The organism is Flavobacterium sp. 9 (assembly GCF_002754195.1).
Classification (GTDB): Bacteria; Bacteroidota; Bacteroidia; order Flavobacteriales; family Flavobacteriaceae; genus Flavobacterium.
Map to the genome: position 1 here is coordinate 1 of NZ_PEEU01000001.1, position 17,156 is coordinate 17,156.

Sequence of the window (17,156 nt, forward strand, 5' to 3'; positions counted from 1 at the left end):
GGGAGAAAATCCTTTTGCTTTTTCCTTTAAAAAGCAAAAGATTGGAACGTCCCGAGACTTCGGGAGCGGGAAATAGCTCCTAATTCTTATATAAATTCCAAATCTTAAACGAAAAGCTTCTTACGAACCTTCGGCTCTCTTCGCTCGACAAAAATTCTCCTTATATATAGGTACCAAAAATAAACCCGACAGGTTTTAGAAACCTGTCGGGTTGTGGAGATCATATTCTTCCTTATATATAAGGAGTGAATTATTTTTTAGCTTGTGTCTTGGCTTTTTCTTCCCAAGTATTCATTAGATCGTTGTAATCTATTGGAGTCGCAGGTTTTTGATTTGCTAATCTACCAGATTCGAAAGCACGTTGAAGAATAGTTTCTATCAAATAGTCTTCGTTTACTTCAAACGGTTTATATTCTTTCTTTAGACTTATGTCGAATAAATTGGCCGTTGTATTAGATACAAAGGCTTTGAATCCGCTTTTTAAGGTTCGGATTAATTCATACGTTGTGATTCCGGTTTGTCGATTGATTAACTTTACAAGTATTTGACCTTGTCGGCGCGACAATTTCTTTAATCTGTCTTCAAATTCATTATTAAGATAGTCTTCAACGATCTTGAAATACTTTTTCTTTTCGCGATTGGTTTTCAATCGAGCCATTCCCTGATTTAATGCCGTCAATCTATCTGCCGCAAGTTTAGCATATGGATATACTTTATAAACACGGTTTTGAAGTATCAAAAATTGCTTTTGTGCTTCGGGATCGAGCTTTTCTTTAGAAATAATAATCTCAGGTAATTGAATTGTATCGTTCAAAATAGAATCCTGCTCGGTTAATATATAACCCATTTCCTCATTTGGCTTTGGGGTAACCTGAGCTTGACTTGTAAACGAAATCAATGTAAAGAATAAAATAATGTAGGTAAATCTCATCGAGTCATAATTTAAATGTAAAATTATATATTTATATACAACTCTAATACCAAATTTATAAATTAGCAAAAAAATATTTTTATGAGTACTGAATCTATCTTAAAAGATACCTCTATTGCTTTTCTGGAAAGCTACCTAAATAATGCCTCGCCGACTGGATATGAAAGTGAAGGCCAGAAACTTTGGATGAATTATTTAAAGCCTTACGTTGATACTTTTATCACTGATACTTATGGAACTGCTGTTGGTGTTATTAATCCTGATGCACCTTTTAAGGTTGTAATTGAAGGTCACGCTGATGAAATTTCCTGGTATGTAAACTATATTACTGACGATGGTTTGTTGTATGTGATCCGAAATGGTGGTTCTGATCATCAAATTGCGCCTTCTAAAAGAGTCAATATTCATACTAAAAAAGGAATTGTAAAAGGTGTTTTTGGATGGCCGGCAATTCATACGAGATTACGTGATAAGGAAGAATCTCCAAAAATCAGTAATATTTTTATTGATTTGGGTTGTGAAACCAAAGAACAAGTTGAAGCAATGGGTGTTCATGTAGGTTGCGTGATTACATATCCTGATGAATTTATGATTCTGAACGAGAATAAATTTGTTTGTCGCGCCATTGATAACAGAATGGGCGGTTTTATGATTGCCGAAGTTGCTCGTTTATTAAAAGAAAATAAAAAAGAATTACCTTTTGGTCTATATATCGTTAATTCTGTTCAGGAAGAAATTGGTTTGCGCGGAGCTGAAATGATTGCTCAAACGATCAAACCAAATGTTGCTATTGTAACTGATGTTTGCCACGATACGACTACTCCAATGATTGATAAAAAAGTTGAAGGTGATCTTAAAATGGGTCGCGGTCCTGTTATTGCTTACGCTCCAGCGGTGCAAAACAGACTTCGCGATTTAATTGTTGATACTGCGGTAGAAAACAAAATTCCGTTTCAGCGTCATGCAACTTCACGAGCTACAGGAACTGATACTGATGCTTTTGCTTATAGTAATGGCGGAGTAGCGTCGGCATTGATTTCTTTGCCTTTGCGTTATATGCATACAACTGTAGAAATGGTTCACAGAGAAGATGTTGAAAATGTGATTCAATTGATTTACGAATCATTATTGAAAATTGAAAACAATGAAACTTTCTCTTATTTTAAATAAAAAACAGCATTAAAACATCAATTCGGTTGTTTTAATAATAACCGAATTGATTTCTAAAAAAAATATGAAGCTACTATTACTCGAAGACGATTTTACTTTGTCTAAAGAAATCTCAGCGTTCTTTACTTCAAAAGAATTCGAGTGTTTTCCTTATTATGACGGTTCTTTATTACTAAAAAAGTATTTTCCTTATGAATACGATTTAATTATTCTGGATATTAATGTTCCCGGAATTAATGGTATAGACGTTTGTAAAGGGATTAGAGAAATCGATAAAAAGACTCCAATAATTATGCTCACAGCTTTTAGCGAAATCGAAGACAAACTTGCTTCTTTTGATAATGGTGCCGATGATTATTTGGTTAAACCTTTTCATTTTGAAGAATTATATGCCCGAGTTTCTTCTTTATTAAGACGAAAAGATATTCCGCAGCAAAGTGAAAAAAAATTATTGATTCAGGATTTAGAGATTTTAGAAGATGATATGAAAGTTTATCGCTCTGGCGAAGAAATAAAACTTACTCCAAAAGAATTTAAATTGATTTTGATTTTGGCTCATGCCAAAGGAAAAGTTTTGTCGAAACAATTTATTGCAGAGAAACTTTGGGATTATCATATTGAAACAAATCAGAATACAATTGAGGTCTATATTAACTTTCTAAGAAAAAAAATAGACAAAGACCACGAAACAAAACTTATTCGCACCAAAATTGGATACGGATATTATTTAAGCGATCAGGAATGACTTTAAAAAACCGAATATCATTATTAGTTAGTTTATTATTTACAATCCTATTTGGATTGGCATCTACTTTGATATTTGTTTTGTATTCTAATTTTAGAAAAGAAGAATTTCGTGACCGTTTGGAAATAAAGGCGCTTTCGAACATTAAACTTTTAGTGAATGTAAAGGAAGTCGACGATCAGCTTTTGAAAATGATCGACCAGAATTCCATCAATAAATTATACGATGAGAAAACATTGGTATTCGATTCTCACTACAAACTTATATATAGCAGTATTGACGATGCGAGAATCAATTGGTCTATTGATGATTTAAAATACTTAAAAAAACATAAAACTTTCTTTAAACAACAAGGTAATTATGAGGTTTATGGTGTTTTTTATGATACTAAAGACAGGGATTTTTATGCTTTAATATCTGCAACGGATGATTATGGACAAAGAAAGCTTCTGTTCTTAAGATATACTCTTGTAATCTCTTATATTTTCTTTACTTGTATTTGTTGGGTTTTAACGTCTTTTACGGTCAAAAAAGCGATGAATCCGTTAAGTTCTTTTCATCAGAAAATTAAAAATATAAACGAGAATAATCTTGATACCCGAATTGCATCGAAAAGCAATAAAAACGAAATTGATTTGATTGCAAATGAGTTTAATTTTATGATGGATCGGATTGAGATTTCTTATCAAAAACAAAAAGAATTTACCGCACATGCTTCTCATGAACTCAGAACTCCACTGTCGAGAATTACTTCGCAAATTGAGAATATTGTAGCTAATGATAAAACTCCGCCTGAAAGTAAATCGTTCCTAAAAACAATTTTATCCGATGTAAATCAATTAACTGAGCTAATTAATTCGTTGCTTGTTTTATCTAAAATTGATTCTAAAAACTTCAACAATAACGAAGTTCATCGTATTGATGAGATTCTGTTTTCGGCAATCGAAAAATTAAATAAAAGCTTTCCGGATTTTGTTATTCTGTTTGAAATAGAAGAAAATGACAATTTAGATACGGCATTAGAAATCAAAGGAAATAAAAATTTACTTGAAATAGCATTAAGTAATGTCTTAAAAAATGCTTGTGTTTACTCTGATAATAAACAAGCAAAAGTCAAAATTAGCACTAAGGAAGATTATCTTGTTATTTCGGTCTTAAATACGGGGAAAACCTTAAATGAAACTGAACAGCAAAATCTTTTTGAGCCCTTTATGCGTGGCGAAAACTCAAAAGGAACGACTGGTTTCGGATTAGGATTGCGTATTGTACAGCGTATTTTAAATCTTCACAACGCTACTATAACTTACACAGCTACAGATATTAACACGAATTTATTTCAATTATTTTTTCATTTATAATTTATTTTAAGGTATTTTTAAGGTAGAATTTAAGGCATCTTAAAGTCTGCTGATAGAATATTTGTATAAAATAAATTTGATACAATGAGAAAACTATGTGCACTTCTATTGCTTGTATTATTCAATCAAGCGATTACGGCTCAAAAAACGGTCACACTTCAGGATTGTGAGAGTCAGTTTCTTAAAAAGAATCTTTTTTTGTTGGCATCACAGTATAATATCGATGCTTCGAAAGCACTAACCATTCAAGCCCGTATTTGGGACAACCCCACGATCAGCGCAGAATTAAATGCCTACAATCCCGAAAGAAATCAATATTTTGATATTGGAAAAGAAGGACAAAAAGCATTTGGAATTGAGCAGCTAATTTACTTAGGCGGAAAAAAACGCAACGAAGTTAAACTGGCTCAAACCAATGAACAATTGGCTGAATTGCAATTTAATGATTTACTGAGGACTTTAAAATTGCAGCTTCGCAAAAGTTTTTACACTGTTTACTACAATACAAAAAATCTTGAAACTACAGACAAACAAATCGCGCACATTGAAGATTTAATTAACTCCTACTCTGTTCAGGTTCAAAAAGGGAATATTGCACTAAAAGATTTGGTTCGTTTACAGTCTTTGTATCTAAATTTTAAAAACGAACGAATGGAAGTTGTCAACGACAATATTGAAGAACAGGCAAATTTAAAGCTACTATTAAACGAAACCGAAACTGTAGTTCCTAGCGTTCCTGATGGTGAGTTTAATAAATACCTAAAAACGATTGCTTTTGATTTAAAGTCTTTCGAAAGTGATGCTATTACCAATCGTCCTGATTATTTGGCTAAACAAAAAGAAATTGACGCTAATACATTAAATGTAAAATGGCAAAAATCTCTTTCTATTCCAGATATAACTGTTGGAGCAAACTATGACCAACGAAGTGGTGCTTTTAATAAAGAAGCTAATTTGACTCTGGCAATTCCTCTTCCACTTTGGAATAAAAAAAAAGGAAACATTAAATATGCGCAAACAATTTTGGAACAATCTAAAGTTGATAAACAAAATTTTGACTTGCAATTGCAAACCGAAATTACATCGGCATGGAATAAATGGGATGAATCGCGTAAAAACTATGTGGTTATAAAGCCAACCGTTAATTCTGATTTTGAAGCGGTTTATAACGGAATGCTAAATAATTTTCAGAAGCGAAATGTTAGTTTATTAGAGTTTACTGATTTTATGGAAAGCTACAATCAAGCTTCAATTCAGGTAAATGAATTAAAGAAAAAAGTAGTGCTTTCAGGCGAAGAATTAAATAGTACAATCAACAAAGACTTATTTTAAAACCAAATAAAGATGAAACATAAACTAATCATAGCAATTGCAATCGTAAGCCTGTCAATTGCAAGCTGCAAAAAAGAAGTTGAAAATCCAGACACAAATGCCTCTTTTGCTTTAAGCGATGCGATGCTGAAAACTACAACAATGGCAGAAGCTCAAAATCAGCCTGTAAAAAATCAATTGAGTTTTTATGGAAAAATTACTGCCGATAATAATAAAGCCATCGACGTTTATCCGCTTGTTGGCGGAAGCGTTATAAAAGTAAATGTAGAACTTGGTGATTATGTAAATAAAGGGCAGGTTCTCGCTACTATTAGAAGTACAGATATTGCCGATTTTGAAAAACAAGCTATTGATGCAAAAAGTGATTTATTGGTTGCCAAAAACAGTTTGAAAGTTGCTCAGGAATTATTTGACGGAAAATTAAATTCTGAAAGTGATGTTCTTCAGGCGAAATCAGAAGTAAATAAAGCGCAATCTCAATTGAATAAAATTCAGGAAACTTATAAGATTTACAACATCAAAGCAGGTTCTATTTATGAAGTTACGGCGCCAATAAGTGGTTTTATCATTCAAAAAAGTATTAATCAGGATATGCTTTTAAGAAGCGATCGTTCTGAAAACATCTTTGATATTGCAGAAATCAGTGAGGTTTGGGCAATGGCAAATATTAACGAAATGGACATCAATAAAGTAAAACTTGGAATTGATGCCGATGTAACTACTTTAAGTTATCCTGATAAAGTTTTTAAAGGAAAAGTAGACAAAATCTTCAACGTAATTGATCCGGAAACTAAAGCGATGCAAGCCCGAATCAAATTGCAGAATCCCGGTTATATGTTGAAACCAGATATGAATGCAAGTATCAAATTGTCATTTAATGAAGATAAATCGATGATTGCAATTCCTAGCAAAGCAATTGTTTTTGATAAAAGCAAAAACTTTGTAATGGTTTTTAAAGATCGTCATAATATAGAAACCAGACAGGTCGAAGTTTATAGAGTTGTTGGAGACACAACTTATATTTCAAGTGGTTTAAAAGAAAATGAGAAAGTAATTACCAATAATCAACTGTTTATTTATCGCGCTTTAAACGACTAGCAAGATGGAAAAGTCTGTAAACATATTGAGTTTTGCAACGTTGTTTTTTTCAGCGTTATCATTTTCACAAGAAACAGATTCGATACGAAAATATAGTCTGAAATTTCAAATGACTTCTATTTATCAATATCATCCCGGTTTTAGCGCCAATTATTCCGGAACGAATAGTATGAATCCCAAAGAAGAAAGCGCGCTGTCATTGACTTCGACTTTATATCTTGATGTTCCGCTTTGGAAAGGCGCAACTGTAACTTTTAATCCTGAAATGTCCGGAGGAGAAGGTTTGTCGCAAGCCAGAGGATTAGGAGGTTTTCCTAACGGAGAAACTTTTAGAATTGGAGATACAAAACCAGTTGTTTATGTTGCCCGAATGCTTCTGGAACAAAAGTTTAAGCTTGGCGATAATAAGTCATTGCAATTAGTTTTCGGGAAGTTTGGATTATCAGATTACTTTGATGACAATTCATATTCACATGATCCAAGAACACAATTTCTAAACTGGTCTTTGATGACGCACGGAGCCTGGGATTATGCCGCAAATACTCGAGGATATACAGATGGATTGTATGCTAATTATCAATTTGATAGCTGGCAAGTACGGGCTTCTTTGACTGCTTTGCCAACATATGCTAATGGTCCAAATGTCGAGTTTAGTTTTAAAGATTCGAATGCAATAAATATAGAAATTGAAAAGAATATAGTTTTCAAAAATAATGATTCCGGAAACATCAAATTGTTAGGTTTTCGAAATGTAGCAGGAATGGGAAATTATGATGAAGCAAATTCAAATTTTACAACAACTCCGGATATTAAAAGTACAAGACAAAATGGTCGTACTAAATATGGTATTGGTTTAAATATGGAATATACACATAACGATATTTGGGGGCTTTTTGCCAGAATGAGTTATAATGATGGTAAAAATGAAACCTGGGCTTTTACAGAAATTGACAGATCGGCACAATTAGGAATTAGCTTAAAAGGAAAAATGTGGAACCGTCCAGACGATTTTGGCGGTATTGCTTTAGTTGCAAACGGATTATCGAATCCGCATGAAGAATATCAGAAACTTGGAGGAAATGGTTTTATGATTGGTGACGGGACTTTGAATTACGGAATTGAACAAATCGCCGAGGTTTATTATTCTTTTTTAGTTCCCAATACACATATTTGGCTTTCGCCCGATTATCAATTTGCCATGAATCCTGCTTATAATAAAGACCGAGGTCCAGTTAGTTTTTTTGCAATACGCTTTCATACCGAATTCTGATCTTGAATTTCAATCAGAATTTATACTAAGAATGCCAATATCATAATTAAAAAAATAAAAATTCATCATTAAAAATACTTTTTAAAATGAACAAATTCATACGAAATATTATTGCTTTTTCACTTAAGAATAAAGCATTTACATTTTTTTGGGTGGGAATATTGGCAGTTGCCGGATTTATTTCTTTCAAGAATATGCCTATTGACGCTTTTCCGGATGTAACTAACACACAGATAATTATCATTACACAATGGAATGGTAAAAGTGCCGAAGAAGTGGAGCGTTTTGTTACCTCGCCTATTGAAATCTCTATGAATTCGGTACAAAAAAAGACCAGCGTTCGTAGTATAACGATGTTTGGTTTGTCTGTAATCAAGATTATTTTTGATGATGGTGTCGATGATACTTTTGCGCGTCAACAGGTAAATAATTTATTAAAAAACGTTTCTCTTCCAGATGATGTTGAACCAGATGTTCAGCCGCCTTACGGGCCAACCGGAGAAATTTTCAGATATATTGTCAAAAGTGACAGTAGAGACAGTAGAGAATTATTAACATATCAAAACTGGATTATTGACAAACAATTGCGTTCAGTTCCTGGTGTTGCTGATTTGAATGTATTTGGTGGTCAGGTAAAAACTTATGAAGTTGGTGTTGATCCTATAAAATTGGCCAAATATAATATTACGCCGTTACAAGTTTATAATGCTGTAAATGCCGGAAACTTGAATGTTGGTGGAGATGTAATCGAGAAAAATGGACAAGCATTCGTAGTTCGTGGTGTCGGACTTTTGAAATCAATTCCTGATATCGAAAATATTATTGTTGATGACGCACACGGAAATCCAATTTTAGTAAAAAATGTTGCCTCGGTTTATGAAAGTTCAATGCCTAGAGTTGGTCAAACCGGAATAGGTAAAAATGATGATGCCGTTGAAGGAATTGTTGTAATGCGAAAAGGCGAAAATGCTCAGGAAACACTTGCTTTAATTAAAGATAAAATAAAGGATTTAAATGAAAATGTACTTCCAAAAGATATAAAAATTGAAACTTTCTACGATCGTGATAATCTGATGAATTTCACTACCGAAACGGTAATGCACAATTTATTCGAAGGAATTATTCTGGTTACTTGTGTCGTATTTCTTTTTATGGCCGATTGGAGAACAACATTCACCGTTTCGATTGTTATTCCTTTATCGTTATTATTTGCGTTTTTATGTCTCAAAATGATGGGAATGAGTGCAAATCTGTTGAGTTTAGGTGCTGTCGATTTTGGGATTATCATTGATGGAGCTGTTGTTATGGTCGAAGGTTTGTTTGTGGTTCTCGATCATCGAGCGCATCAACTTGGAATGGCAAAATATAATAAAATTGCAAAAGGCAGTTTGATTAAGAAAACCGGAACTGAAATGGGTAAAGCCATCTTCTTTTCTAAACTTATTATCATTACGGCGTTATTACCAATATTTTCATTCCAAAAAGTAGAAGGAAAAATGTTCTCGCCTCTAGCCTACACTTTAGGTTTTGCCTTAATGGGAGCTTTACTTTTTACTCTGACATTGGTTCCTGTTCTGTCACATATTCTTCTTAATAAAAACGTAAAAGAGAAAAACAATCCTTTTGTGAATTTTTGGGACAGAATAGTGGGTAAAGGTTTTGCGTGGACTTTTAAACATAAAGTAAAAACATTAGTTGCTTCTGTATCCTTATTGGCAGTGGTTTTCTTCTCAGCAACTTTCCTGGGAACTGAATTTTTGCCACAATTAAATGAAGGCGCTTTATGGGTAACTGCCGAATTACCAATGAGTACTTCATTGCAAGAAAGTGTACAAACAGCGTCAATGATTCGAAAAGATCTTGAAAGTTTCCCTGAAGTGAAAAATGTTTTATCTCAAACTGGAAGAAGTAACGACGGAACAGATCCAAATGGTTTTGGTTTTATTCAGCTTCAGGTAGATTTAAAACCTAAATCTGAATGGAAACGAAAAATTAATATGGACGAACTGATCAATGAAATGGATGAGAAATTAAAAGTTCATCAAGGAATTACTTATAATTATTCGCAACCTGTTATTGATAATGTTGCTGAATCTGTTGCTGGTTTTAAAGCCTCAAATGCAGTAAAAATATACGGAGATGATCTTGATAAACTAGATGAATTATCGAATGAAGTTCTGGCAAAAATCAAGGATATTCCCGGAATAAAAGATGCCGGAATTCTTAGAAATGTTGGTCAGCCGGAAATCAGTGTGGTTCTTGACAGAGAGAAAATGGCCGCTTACGGAGTTACTTTAAGTGATGCTCAAGCGGTTCTGGAATTGGCTTTTGGAGGAAAAACTGCCACTCAAAAATACGAAGACGAGAAAAAATTTGATGTCCGAGTTCGTTTCTTAAAAGAATACAGAAAAGACGAATTCGATCTTGCTGAATTGAAAGTGCCAACAATAAGTGGTGTAAAAATTCCGCTTAAAGAAATTTGTGATATTAAAACCGTTACAGGTCCCGCTTTTATTTACAGAGATAATACAAAACGATTTATTGGCGTAAAATTCTCTGTTCGTGATCGAGATTTAGGAAGTACAATCGCTGAAGCACAGAAAAAAGTGGCTGAATTAAAAATGCCAACAGGCTATACAACAGGATGGACAGGAGAATTTGAAAACCAAGTTCGCGCCAGCGCACGTTTAGCACAAGTAGTTCCAATTAGTTTAATTGGGATATTTGTTCTGTTGTTTATTTTATTCGGAAACATCAAAGATTCTCTGTTAGTTCTTGCCAATGTTCCTTTTGCTGTTATTGGAGGAATTATCGCTTTACATCTTACAGGAATGAATTTTGGAATCTCGGCAGGAGTTGGATTTATTGCTTTACTTGGTATTTGTATTCAAAACGGAGTTATTTTAATATCAGAATTCCATCATAATCTCAAGGCAAAATTCACACTCGAAGAATCCATATTTATGGGCGTAAAAGCAAGAACAAGAGCTGTAGTTATGACTGCATTGATGGCTTCTATAGGTTTAATGCCAGCTGCAATCTCTACAGGAATTGGTTCTGAATCACAAAAACCATTGGCAATTGTTATTATTGGCGGTTTGGTTACAGCAACGATTCTTACCTTATTAGTATTCCCAATTTTATTTTGGGTATTCAATCGTAAAAAACATATCAAAATTGAGTAAAATATTGAAGAGTATTAATTGGTTAAATTAATTTGATTCGGTTACAAAAAGAAAGCATCATTATTTTAATGGTGCTTTTTTGATTTCATTATCTCTAAGTTTGATATCTTGCAGACACTATAAGTAATATCTGATTTATGAAATACATCTATTCTCTACTCGCCATTTTTGCAATTTCTTTAGTGGCTTCTGTTATAAATCCAAAAGAAGGATTTACTTGTTTTCTTGAAATTATTCCGGCAATTATTGGTTTCTTAATTTTAGCTTTTACCTTCAAAAAATTCCGTTTCACAAATTTCACTTATACTTTGATATTAATACATTGTATTATTCTTTTCGTCGGAGGACATTATACGTATGCCGAAGTTCCTTTTTTTGACTACATAAAAGAGGTATTTCATCAAAGCAGAAACAATTATGATAAAGTGGGACATTTTGCACAAGGATTAGTTCCTGCAATGATTATCAGAGAACTTTTTATTCGTAAGGAAGTAATTAGTAATAAAAGTTTCTTCAACTTTATTATCGTTTGTATTTGTTTGGCGATTAGTGCGACGTACGAATTTATAGAATGGTTTGTTTCACTTGCAACCGGCGAAGGTGGCGATGCGTTTTTAGGAACTCAGGGATATGTTTGGGATACACAATCTGATATGTTGTTTGCTACAATTGGAGCAATTGTTGGGTTAATTGTATTCTCTAAAATTCAGGATAAACAAATTAAAACGATCAATTTTTAAGCTATTTGTAATTGAGTAATTCTGTATCTGATTTAGTCTTTATTGAATAGCCTCCTGCTTTAGCTGAAGGTACTTAATGCCCTTAGAAATGGCTTTAGCCAAATCTGCTTTTTTTTGGCTAAAGCCATTCAAATTGATTCTGTATAAACTCCAGCTAAAGCTGGAGGCAATTCAAAAGAACTTTGCTCACAAGCATCGGGATGAATTTATATAAAATAAAAACGACCTTCTGCTCAAGGAAGGTCGTTTCAATTACTAACTCAAAACTCTTTTAAACTTTTAGTTCAAAAACGTTTATTTTTTATTTTAAATCTTTTAAAAATGCAATTGCATCTGTTGCATTAGATAATTGTGCATATTTTAATGCAGTATATCCTTTCTCGTTTTTATCGCTTGGACGAGCGCCACTTGCTATTAGTACTTTTAAAATTTCTACTTTATTGTATCGTGCAGCCACCATTAATGGAGACATATCATCTGAGAACTGATTTACATCAGCACCATATTCGATAAATTTTTTCACGATTTCAAGATCTCCTTTGCTAACTGCAACGTTTAATGGAGATACCTCATAAGTTCTAAATTCAACTCCATTTTTTACAGATGGTGTTGTGTGATTTGAAGCCATTGAAACATTTGCAAATGCTATTAAAGCTACTCCTAAAATAATTACTGATTTTTTCATGTTGATTGATTATTAATTGATTGATAATGATGATTCTTAATTTCTATGTAAATGTACTCTATTTTATGTATTATGTATTGCAAGGTACCGTGTTTTAACTAATTCTTAACATTCAGTTAATAAATGGGTTACATTTTAAAACTTAACGTTTCCAAAATTTCAACTTGCTTTACTAATAGACGCGACAACTATCGAAATGTTACAGTAAAATCGAAAAAAATATAAAAAAATTCATCAAAAAATTTTAAACTCAACAAATTCAAGCCTTTAGTTTTTTAACTTTACTGTAGAATGAAAGCAAAAAAGAATGTCTAACCAGAACAGAACCTAATTTTTAACCTTTAAACTAGAGAAAATGATAATTATTAAAAGAATTTTGGTAGTGTTGATTTTAATTATAGCAATAGTATTAATCGCGGCTTACTTTATGCCAAAAGAGTATGCGATACAAAGAGAGATTGTAATCGACAAACCAGCCGATAGTGTTTTTAAATATGTGAGATATTTAAAAAACCAAAATCAGTTTAGTGTTTGGGCCAATATTGATCCAAAAATGAAATTAACTTACAAAGGAACTGATGGAACTGTAGGTTCTATATCTTCTTGGGAAAGTAAAGTAAAAGAAGTTGGTATTGGCGAACAGGAAATCACAAAAATCACTGAAGGAAAACGTATAGACTTTGCTTTACGCTTCAAAGAACCAATGAATGATACTGCGGTTGGTTTTATGTCTACAGATGCAATTGCGGGAAATCAAACTAAAGTGAAATGGGGAATCAACGGCGTTTTTCCTTATCCGATGAATATAATGATGCCAATGATGAATATGGATAAGATGATTGGAAAAGATCTGGATAAAGGTCTTGAAAATTTAAAGGAGCAAATGGAGAAGTAAAAAAAATAGCCACAGATTAAAAAGAAGAGAACGATTATTAAAATCATTTTAATCTTTTAATCTGTGGTTAAAATTTATTCTTTATATCAGAAAGAAATCCTTTGGCTAAAAACTATTTTTTAGCGTTAAGATATTCTACTACATTTTTTTCAATACGCTGATCGATATTAGCGATATCAGCTTTCACGAATTTCTCTCCAAGAATATTTTCATATAATTCAATATATCTTTCAGAAACTGATTCAATATAAGCATCTGTCATATCTGGAATTTGTTGTCCGTCTTGTCCTTGAAAACCATTTTCGATTAACCAACGACGTACAAATTCTTTTGAAAGCTGCTTTTGCTCCTCCCCTTTTTCTTGTCTTTCCTGATATCCATCAGCATAAAAATAACGAGAAGAATCCGGTGTATGAATTTCATCAATCAAAACAATAACACCGTCTTTAGTTTTTCCAAATTCGTATTTAGTATCTACCAAAATCAAACCACGACTTGCAGCGATTTCAGTTCCTCTTTGAAATAAAGCACGAGTATATTTTTCTAAAACCAAATAATCTTCTTCCGAAACAATTCCTTTAGATAAAATATCTTCACGAGAAATATCTTCATCATGAGAACCGTTATCCGCTTTTGTAGTTGGCGTAATAATTGGTTCCGGAAATTTATCATTTTCCTTTAAACCTTCAGCCATTGTAACTCCGCAGATTTGTCTTTTTCCGGCAGCATATTCGCGCGCAGCATGACCTGAAACATAACCACGAATAACCATTTCTACTTTAAAAGGATCACATAAATGTCCAACTGCTACGTTTGGATCTGGTGTTGCAATTAACCAATTTGGAACAATATCCTGAGTTAACTCCATGAATTTTGTTGCAATCTGATTCAAAATTTGTCCTTTGTACGGAATTCCCTTTGGCAAAACCACATCAAAAGCCGAAAGTCTATCCGTTGCAACCATTACCAAAAGTTCGTCATTAATATTGTAAACTTCTCTAACTTTTCCGCGGTAAACTGATTTTTGATTTGGGAAATTAAAATTTGTTGTTGTAATTGTATTGCTCATTATCCTTAGTTGTGTTGTTTTTTTATGATTGCAAATTTAAAACTAATTAAAGTAAAAAAAGAATCTATTCAGATTCTTTTTTTTAGTCGCGGTTTTCAGTTTTCAGTCGCAGTTTGTAGTTTTCGAAAAACTTAAACTTGAAGCTTTGTCAAAGTTTTAAACTTTGACAAAGCTAGCGCAAACTGAAACTGAACACTTATTTCTCTAGAAGCGTCGAATTAAATAAATTCAGAATTCTACTATATTCATCAATCCACGAGTATGTTTCTTTAAAACTGTGCGATTCTATTGGAAAAGTAGAAAGGGTCCAATTCTTCTTTTGTAACTCTATAAAGCGTTGAGATAAACGAACAACATCCTTATATTCCACATTATCATCGACCATTCCGTGTAACATAACAAGATTTCCTTTTAAATTATCAGCGAAATAAATCGGAGAACTTTTCTTGTAAGCTTCAGGATCTGTCTCCGGAAAATTCAAAATATTTCCAGTATATCCGTGATTATAATGTGCCCAATCTGTAACAGAACGCAATGCAGCACCAGATTTAAATTCGCCAGGAGTCGTTAACATTCCCATCAAAGTAATAAATCCACCATAAGATCCGCCGTAAATACCAACTCTGTTCGCGTCTACACCGTATTTTTCTACTAGATATTTTTTTCCGTCAAGTTGATCAGATAAATCTTTTCCTCCCATAAAACGGTAGATTCCAGTTCTAAAATCACGTCCGTAACCATCACTTCCTCTATAATCAATGTCCAAAACTGTATAACCTAAATCAGTCAACAAATTATGAAACATATATTCTCTGTAATAATTGCTCCAAAAATTATGTGCGTTTTGTAAATAACCTGCGCCGTGAACAAAAATTACGGCAGCTTTATTATTACTTTCTGCTTTTGGCGTATATAATCTCGCATTTACAGGAGTTCCGTCTTGCGCTTTGAATGTAATTACTTCCGGTTCTCTCCATTTATACTGTTTGAAACTTTCAGAAGTCGAAGAAGAAATTTGTTGTAATGTTGTGTTCTTTTTATTATCGGCAATATAAAAATCCCAAGGAATATTTTTATAAGAATAACGTACTAAAAGTGATTTTTCATCTGGCGAAACCACAACTTCATGCGCGCCGTCTTTAGTTAAAATTGGTTCCAAAACACCGCCAATTGCAGGCAATTTATAAAAATTTCTATTTCCCGGATTTGTTGTATTTGTCGTTAAATAAAATGTCTTTTTATCTTTAGATAATGCTACCTCACGAACTTCCCAATTTCCGGTTGTCAATTGTGTTTTCTTATTTGACTTTAAATTATAAGTGTATAAATGTGAATATCCTGTCGCTTCAGATTGGAAATAAATCGTTTCATTATCCGCTAAGAAACCAAGAATTCCAGATTCAAAAGAATACGATGGAATTCCGGGACCGCCAATCCAGGCTTCGTCATGCTGATGTTCAATTTCCTTAAATGTTCCGTTTTCAAGGTTTAAACTTATCAGCCATCTGTCTTTATTATCCTGACTTCTAATTTCAACAATTGCAAGCGTTCCGTCTTCGTTATAAACCGGAGCAAGAGTTGTAATTAGTTTATCTTCTTTGGCTTTATTTTTTAAATTAGCATAAGTTTCATAATACTTCGGAGTATCCTGAATATGACTTAAAGTCGAAAAATTCACATAATAAACGGTATCTTTTGCTACAGAATAAATTCCGAATTTTGTTTTTACCAAATTAGCTGTAGAAACTTTCTCTTTAGTATTCGGCGTTTGATTATAACCGTCATCCGTTATAAAAACTTCCATTTTTTCTTGTTTGATATCTGCTTCTTCAACTAAACTGAATGTTGCAAAATTTCCATTTGGATTTGCTTTCAGATTAGACAAATTATCTTTTCCGTAGAAATATTCTTTAGCAAAATCAGATTTAACCGCTTTAGTTTTAGCAAGATTCCATTGTTTTTTTGCTGCTGCATCTCTAATAAACTGAAACAACTCTTTTTGTTGCGTCACTAAAAAAGAATCTTTTTCTGCAGTTTTTTCTTTTTTATCTCCTTTAGTAAGGTTTGTTATTTGCAAAACTGTCCCTTCTTTAGCATTGTATTTGAAGATATTACCATTTTGTTCGAAAAAAACAATTCCTGCAGTTGTTCCTAATTCCAAATTTGAAATTTCATTACTTTGCTGAATAATTTTCTTAACTGCTTTTGTACTATTTGTATAAGAATATAAAGCACCTTTGTCTACATAATAAAAAACATCAGAACCTGGTTTATTTTTAAAATCAAGTTTAGAAAAACTAGCTTCTTTAGGTTCAACCAAAAAAGGTTTTACGGCACCTTTTTGCCAAGAATAAGTACTTTCGCCTAAATCATTCGTAGGATTCCATTCAAAATACACTTTTTTTCCATCCAAAGACCAGCGTCCGTTTGTTGGTTGATTCCCAATAAAAGACTCGCCTTTCATTATTTCTTCAAGTTTCAAAATTTGGCTATTGCCCGATATTGAAAAAATCAAAAAGGCAAGGATAGAAAAGTTTTTTCTCATAGTATTTTTCATTTAAGAAAACAAAAATACACTTTGCAAATTATTAAAAAAATGTTTCTGCAATTTGGTTACAAAATCCTTAGAATAAACCGTCAGTTGCAATTCAAAAAAAAAATTAACACATAGAAACATA

13 protein-coding genes are annotated in these 17,156 nt (G+C 32.8%); 9 read left to right on the top strand and 4 right to left on the bottom strand.

The features are described 5' to 3' along the window. Positions 1-250: 250 nt before the first annotated feature. Complete coding sequence (locus CLU81_RS00005) at positions 251-931, bottom strand: DUF4294 domain-containing protein (protein ID WP_099707948.1); 681 nt, start codon at positions 929-931, stop codon at positions 251-253. 81 nt (positions 932-1,012) lie between these two features. Between CLU81_RS00005 and CLU81_RS00010 the strand changes: the two genes are divergently transcribed. From CLU81_RS00010 to CLU81_RS00045, 8 genes are all read left to right on the top strand, one after another. Continuing rightward, positions 1,013-2,101 (top strand): M42 family metallopeptidase, encoded by a 1,089-nt coding sequence (locus CLU81_RS00010; protein WP_099707949.1) that lies wholly within the window; start codon positions 1,013-1,015, stop codon positions 2,099-2,101. Between the two features lie 64 nt (positions 2,102-2,165). After that, positions 2,166-2,846, top strand: coding sequence for a response regulator transcription factor (locus tag CLU81_RS00015; protein WP_099707950.1), 681 nt, complete (start codon positions 2,166-2,168; stop codon positions 2,844-2,846). Continuing rightward, entirely contained in the window at positions 2,843-4,204 is a 1,362-nt protein-coding gene (locus tag CLU81_RS00020; RefSeq protein WP_099707951.1) for a HAMP domain-containing sensor histidine kinase, read from the top strand. Before CLU81_RS00015 ends, CLU81_RS00020 begins: the two co-directional genes overlap by 4 nt. A gap of 84 nt (positions 4,205-4,288) precedes the next feature. Then, positions 4,289-5,536 (top strand): TolC family protein, encoded by a 1,248-nt coding sequence (locus CLU81_RS00025; RefSeq protein ID WP_099707952.1) that lies wholly within the window; start codon positions 4,289-4,291, stop codon positions 5,534-5,536. Between the two features lie 12 nt (positions 5,537-5,548). Beyond that, positions 5,549-6,634, top strand: coding sequence for an efflux RND transporter periplasmic adaptor subunit (locus CLU81_RS00030; RefSeq protein WP_099707953.1), 1,086 nt, complete (start codon positions 5,549-5,551; stop codon positions 6,632-6,634). 4 nt (positions 6,635-6,638) lie between these two features. Continuing rightward, a complete protein-coding gene (locus CLU81_RS00035; protein ID WP_099707954.1) occupies positions 6,639-7,904 on the top strand; it encodes a carbohydrate porin in 1,266 nt (421 codons plus the stop codon). 86 nt (positions 7,905-7,990) lie between these two features. After that, on the top strand, positions 7,991-11,089 hold the full coding sequence (locus tag CLU81_RS00040) for an efflux RND transporter permease subunit (protein WP_099707955.1): 3,099 nt from the start codon (positions 7,991-7,993) through the stop codon (positions 11,087-11,089). Positions 11,090-11,226: 137 nt separating this feature from the next. Then, positions 11,227-11,829 carry a DUF2238 domain-containing protein gene (locus CLU81_RS00045; RefSeq protein ID WP_099707956.1) on the top strand — a complete coding sequence of 201 codons (603 nt, stop codon included), beginning with the start codon at positions 11,227-11,229 and terminating at the stop codon, positions 11,827-11,829. Positions 11,830-12,130: 301 nt separating this feature from the next. On the opposite strand, the gene CLU81_RS00050 is transcribed toward CLU81_RS00045, so the two are convergent. Continuing rightward, a complete protein-coding gene (locus tag CLU81_RS00050; protein ID WP_099707957.1) occupies positions 12,131-12,514 on the bottom strand; it encodes an ankyrin repeat domain-containing protein in 384 nt (127 codons plus the stop codon). A gap of 355 nt (positions 12,515-12,869) precedes the next feature. On the opposite strand from CLU81_RS00050, the gene CLU81_RS00055 reads away from it, so the two are divergent. Beyond that, positions 12,870-13,409 carry an SRPBCC family protein gene (locus CLU81_RS00055; RefSeq protein ID WP_099707958.1) on the top strand — a complete coding sequence of 180 codons (540 nt, stop codon included), beginning with the start codon at positions 12,870-12,872 and terminating at the stop codon, positions 13,407-13,409. A 112-nt stretch (positions 13,410-13,521) separates the two neighbouring features. Here the strand turns inward: CLU81_RS00055 and CLU81_RS00060 are convergent, their stop codons facing one another. Beyond that, a complete protein-coding gene (locus CLU81_RS00060; protein ID WP_099707959.1) occupies positions 13,522-14,478 on the bottom strand; it encodes a phosphoribosylaminoimidazolesuccinocarboxamide synthase in 957 nt (318 codons plus the stop codon). 196 nt (positions 14,479-14,674) lie between these two features. Further along, entirely contained in the window at positions 14,675-17,023 is a 2,349-nt protein-coding gene (locus tag CLU81_RS00065) for a prolyl oligopeptidase family serine peptidase (RefSeq protein ID WP_099712607.1), read from the bottom strand. Positions 17,024-17,156 lie beyond the last annotated feature (133 nt).

Coding starts and splice junctions, on each gene's coding strand:
- CLU81_RS00005 (WP_099707948.1), bottom strand. CDS start 931: ATGAGATTTACCTACATTATTTTATTCTTTACATTGATTTCGTTTACA.
- CLU81_RS00010 (WP_099707949.1), top strand. CDS start 1,013: ATGAGTACTGAATCTATCTTAAAAGATACCTCTATTGCTTTTCTGGAA.
- CLU81_RS00015 (WP_099707950.1), top strand. CDS start 2,166: ATGAAGCTACTATTACTCGAAGACGATTTTACTTTGTCTAAAGAAATC.
- CLU81_RS00020 (WP_099707951.1), top strand. CDS start 2,843: ATGACTTTAAAAAACCGAATATCATTATTAGTTAGTTTATTATTTACA.
- CLU81_RS00025 (WP_099707952.1), top strand. CDS start 4,289: ATGAGAAAACTATGTGCACTTCTATTGCTTGTATTATTCAATCAAGCG.
- CLU81_RS00030 (WP_099707953.1), top strand. CDS start 5,549: ATGAAACATAAACTAATCATAGCAATTGCAATCGTAAGCCTGTCAATT.
- CLU81_RS00035 (WP_099707954.1), top strand. CDS start 6,639: ATGGAAAAGTCTGTAAACATATTGAGTTTTGCAACGTTGTTTTTTTCA.
- CLU81_RS00040 (WP_099707955.1), top strand. CDS start 7,991: ATGAACAAATTCATACGAAATATTATTGCTTTTTCACTTAAGAATAAA.
- CLU81_RS00045 (WP_099707956.1), top strand. CDS start 11,227: ATGAAATACATCTATTCTCTACTCGCCATTTTTGCAATTTCTTTAGTG.
- CLU81_RS00050 (WP_099707957.1), bottom strand. CDS start 12,514: ATGAAAAAATCAGTAATTATTTTAGGAGTAGCTTTAATAGCATTTGCA.
- CLU81_RS00055 (WP_099707958.1), top strand. CDS start 12,870: ATGATAATTATTAAAAGAATTTTGGTAGTGTTGATTTTAATTATAGCA.
- CLU81_RS00060 (WP_099707959.1), bottom strand. CDS start 14,478: ATGAGCAATACAATTACAACAACAAATTTTAATTTCCCAAATCAAAAA.
- CLU81_RS00065 (WP_099712607.1), bottom strand. CDS start 17,023: ATGAGAAAAAACTTTTCTATCCTTGCCTTTTTGATTTTTTCAATATCG.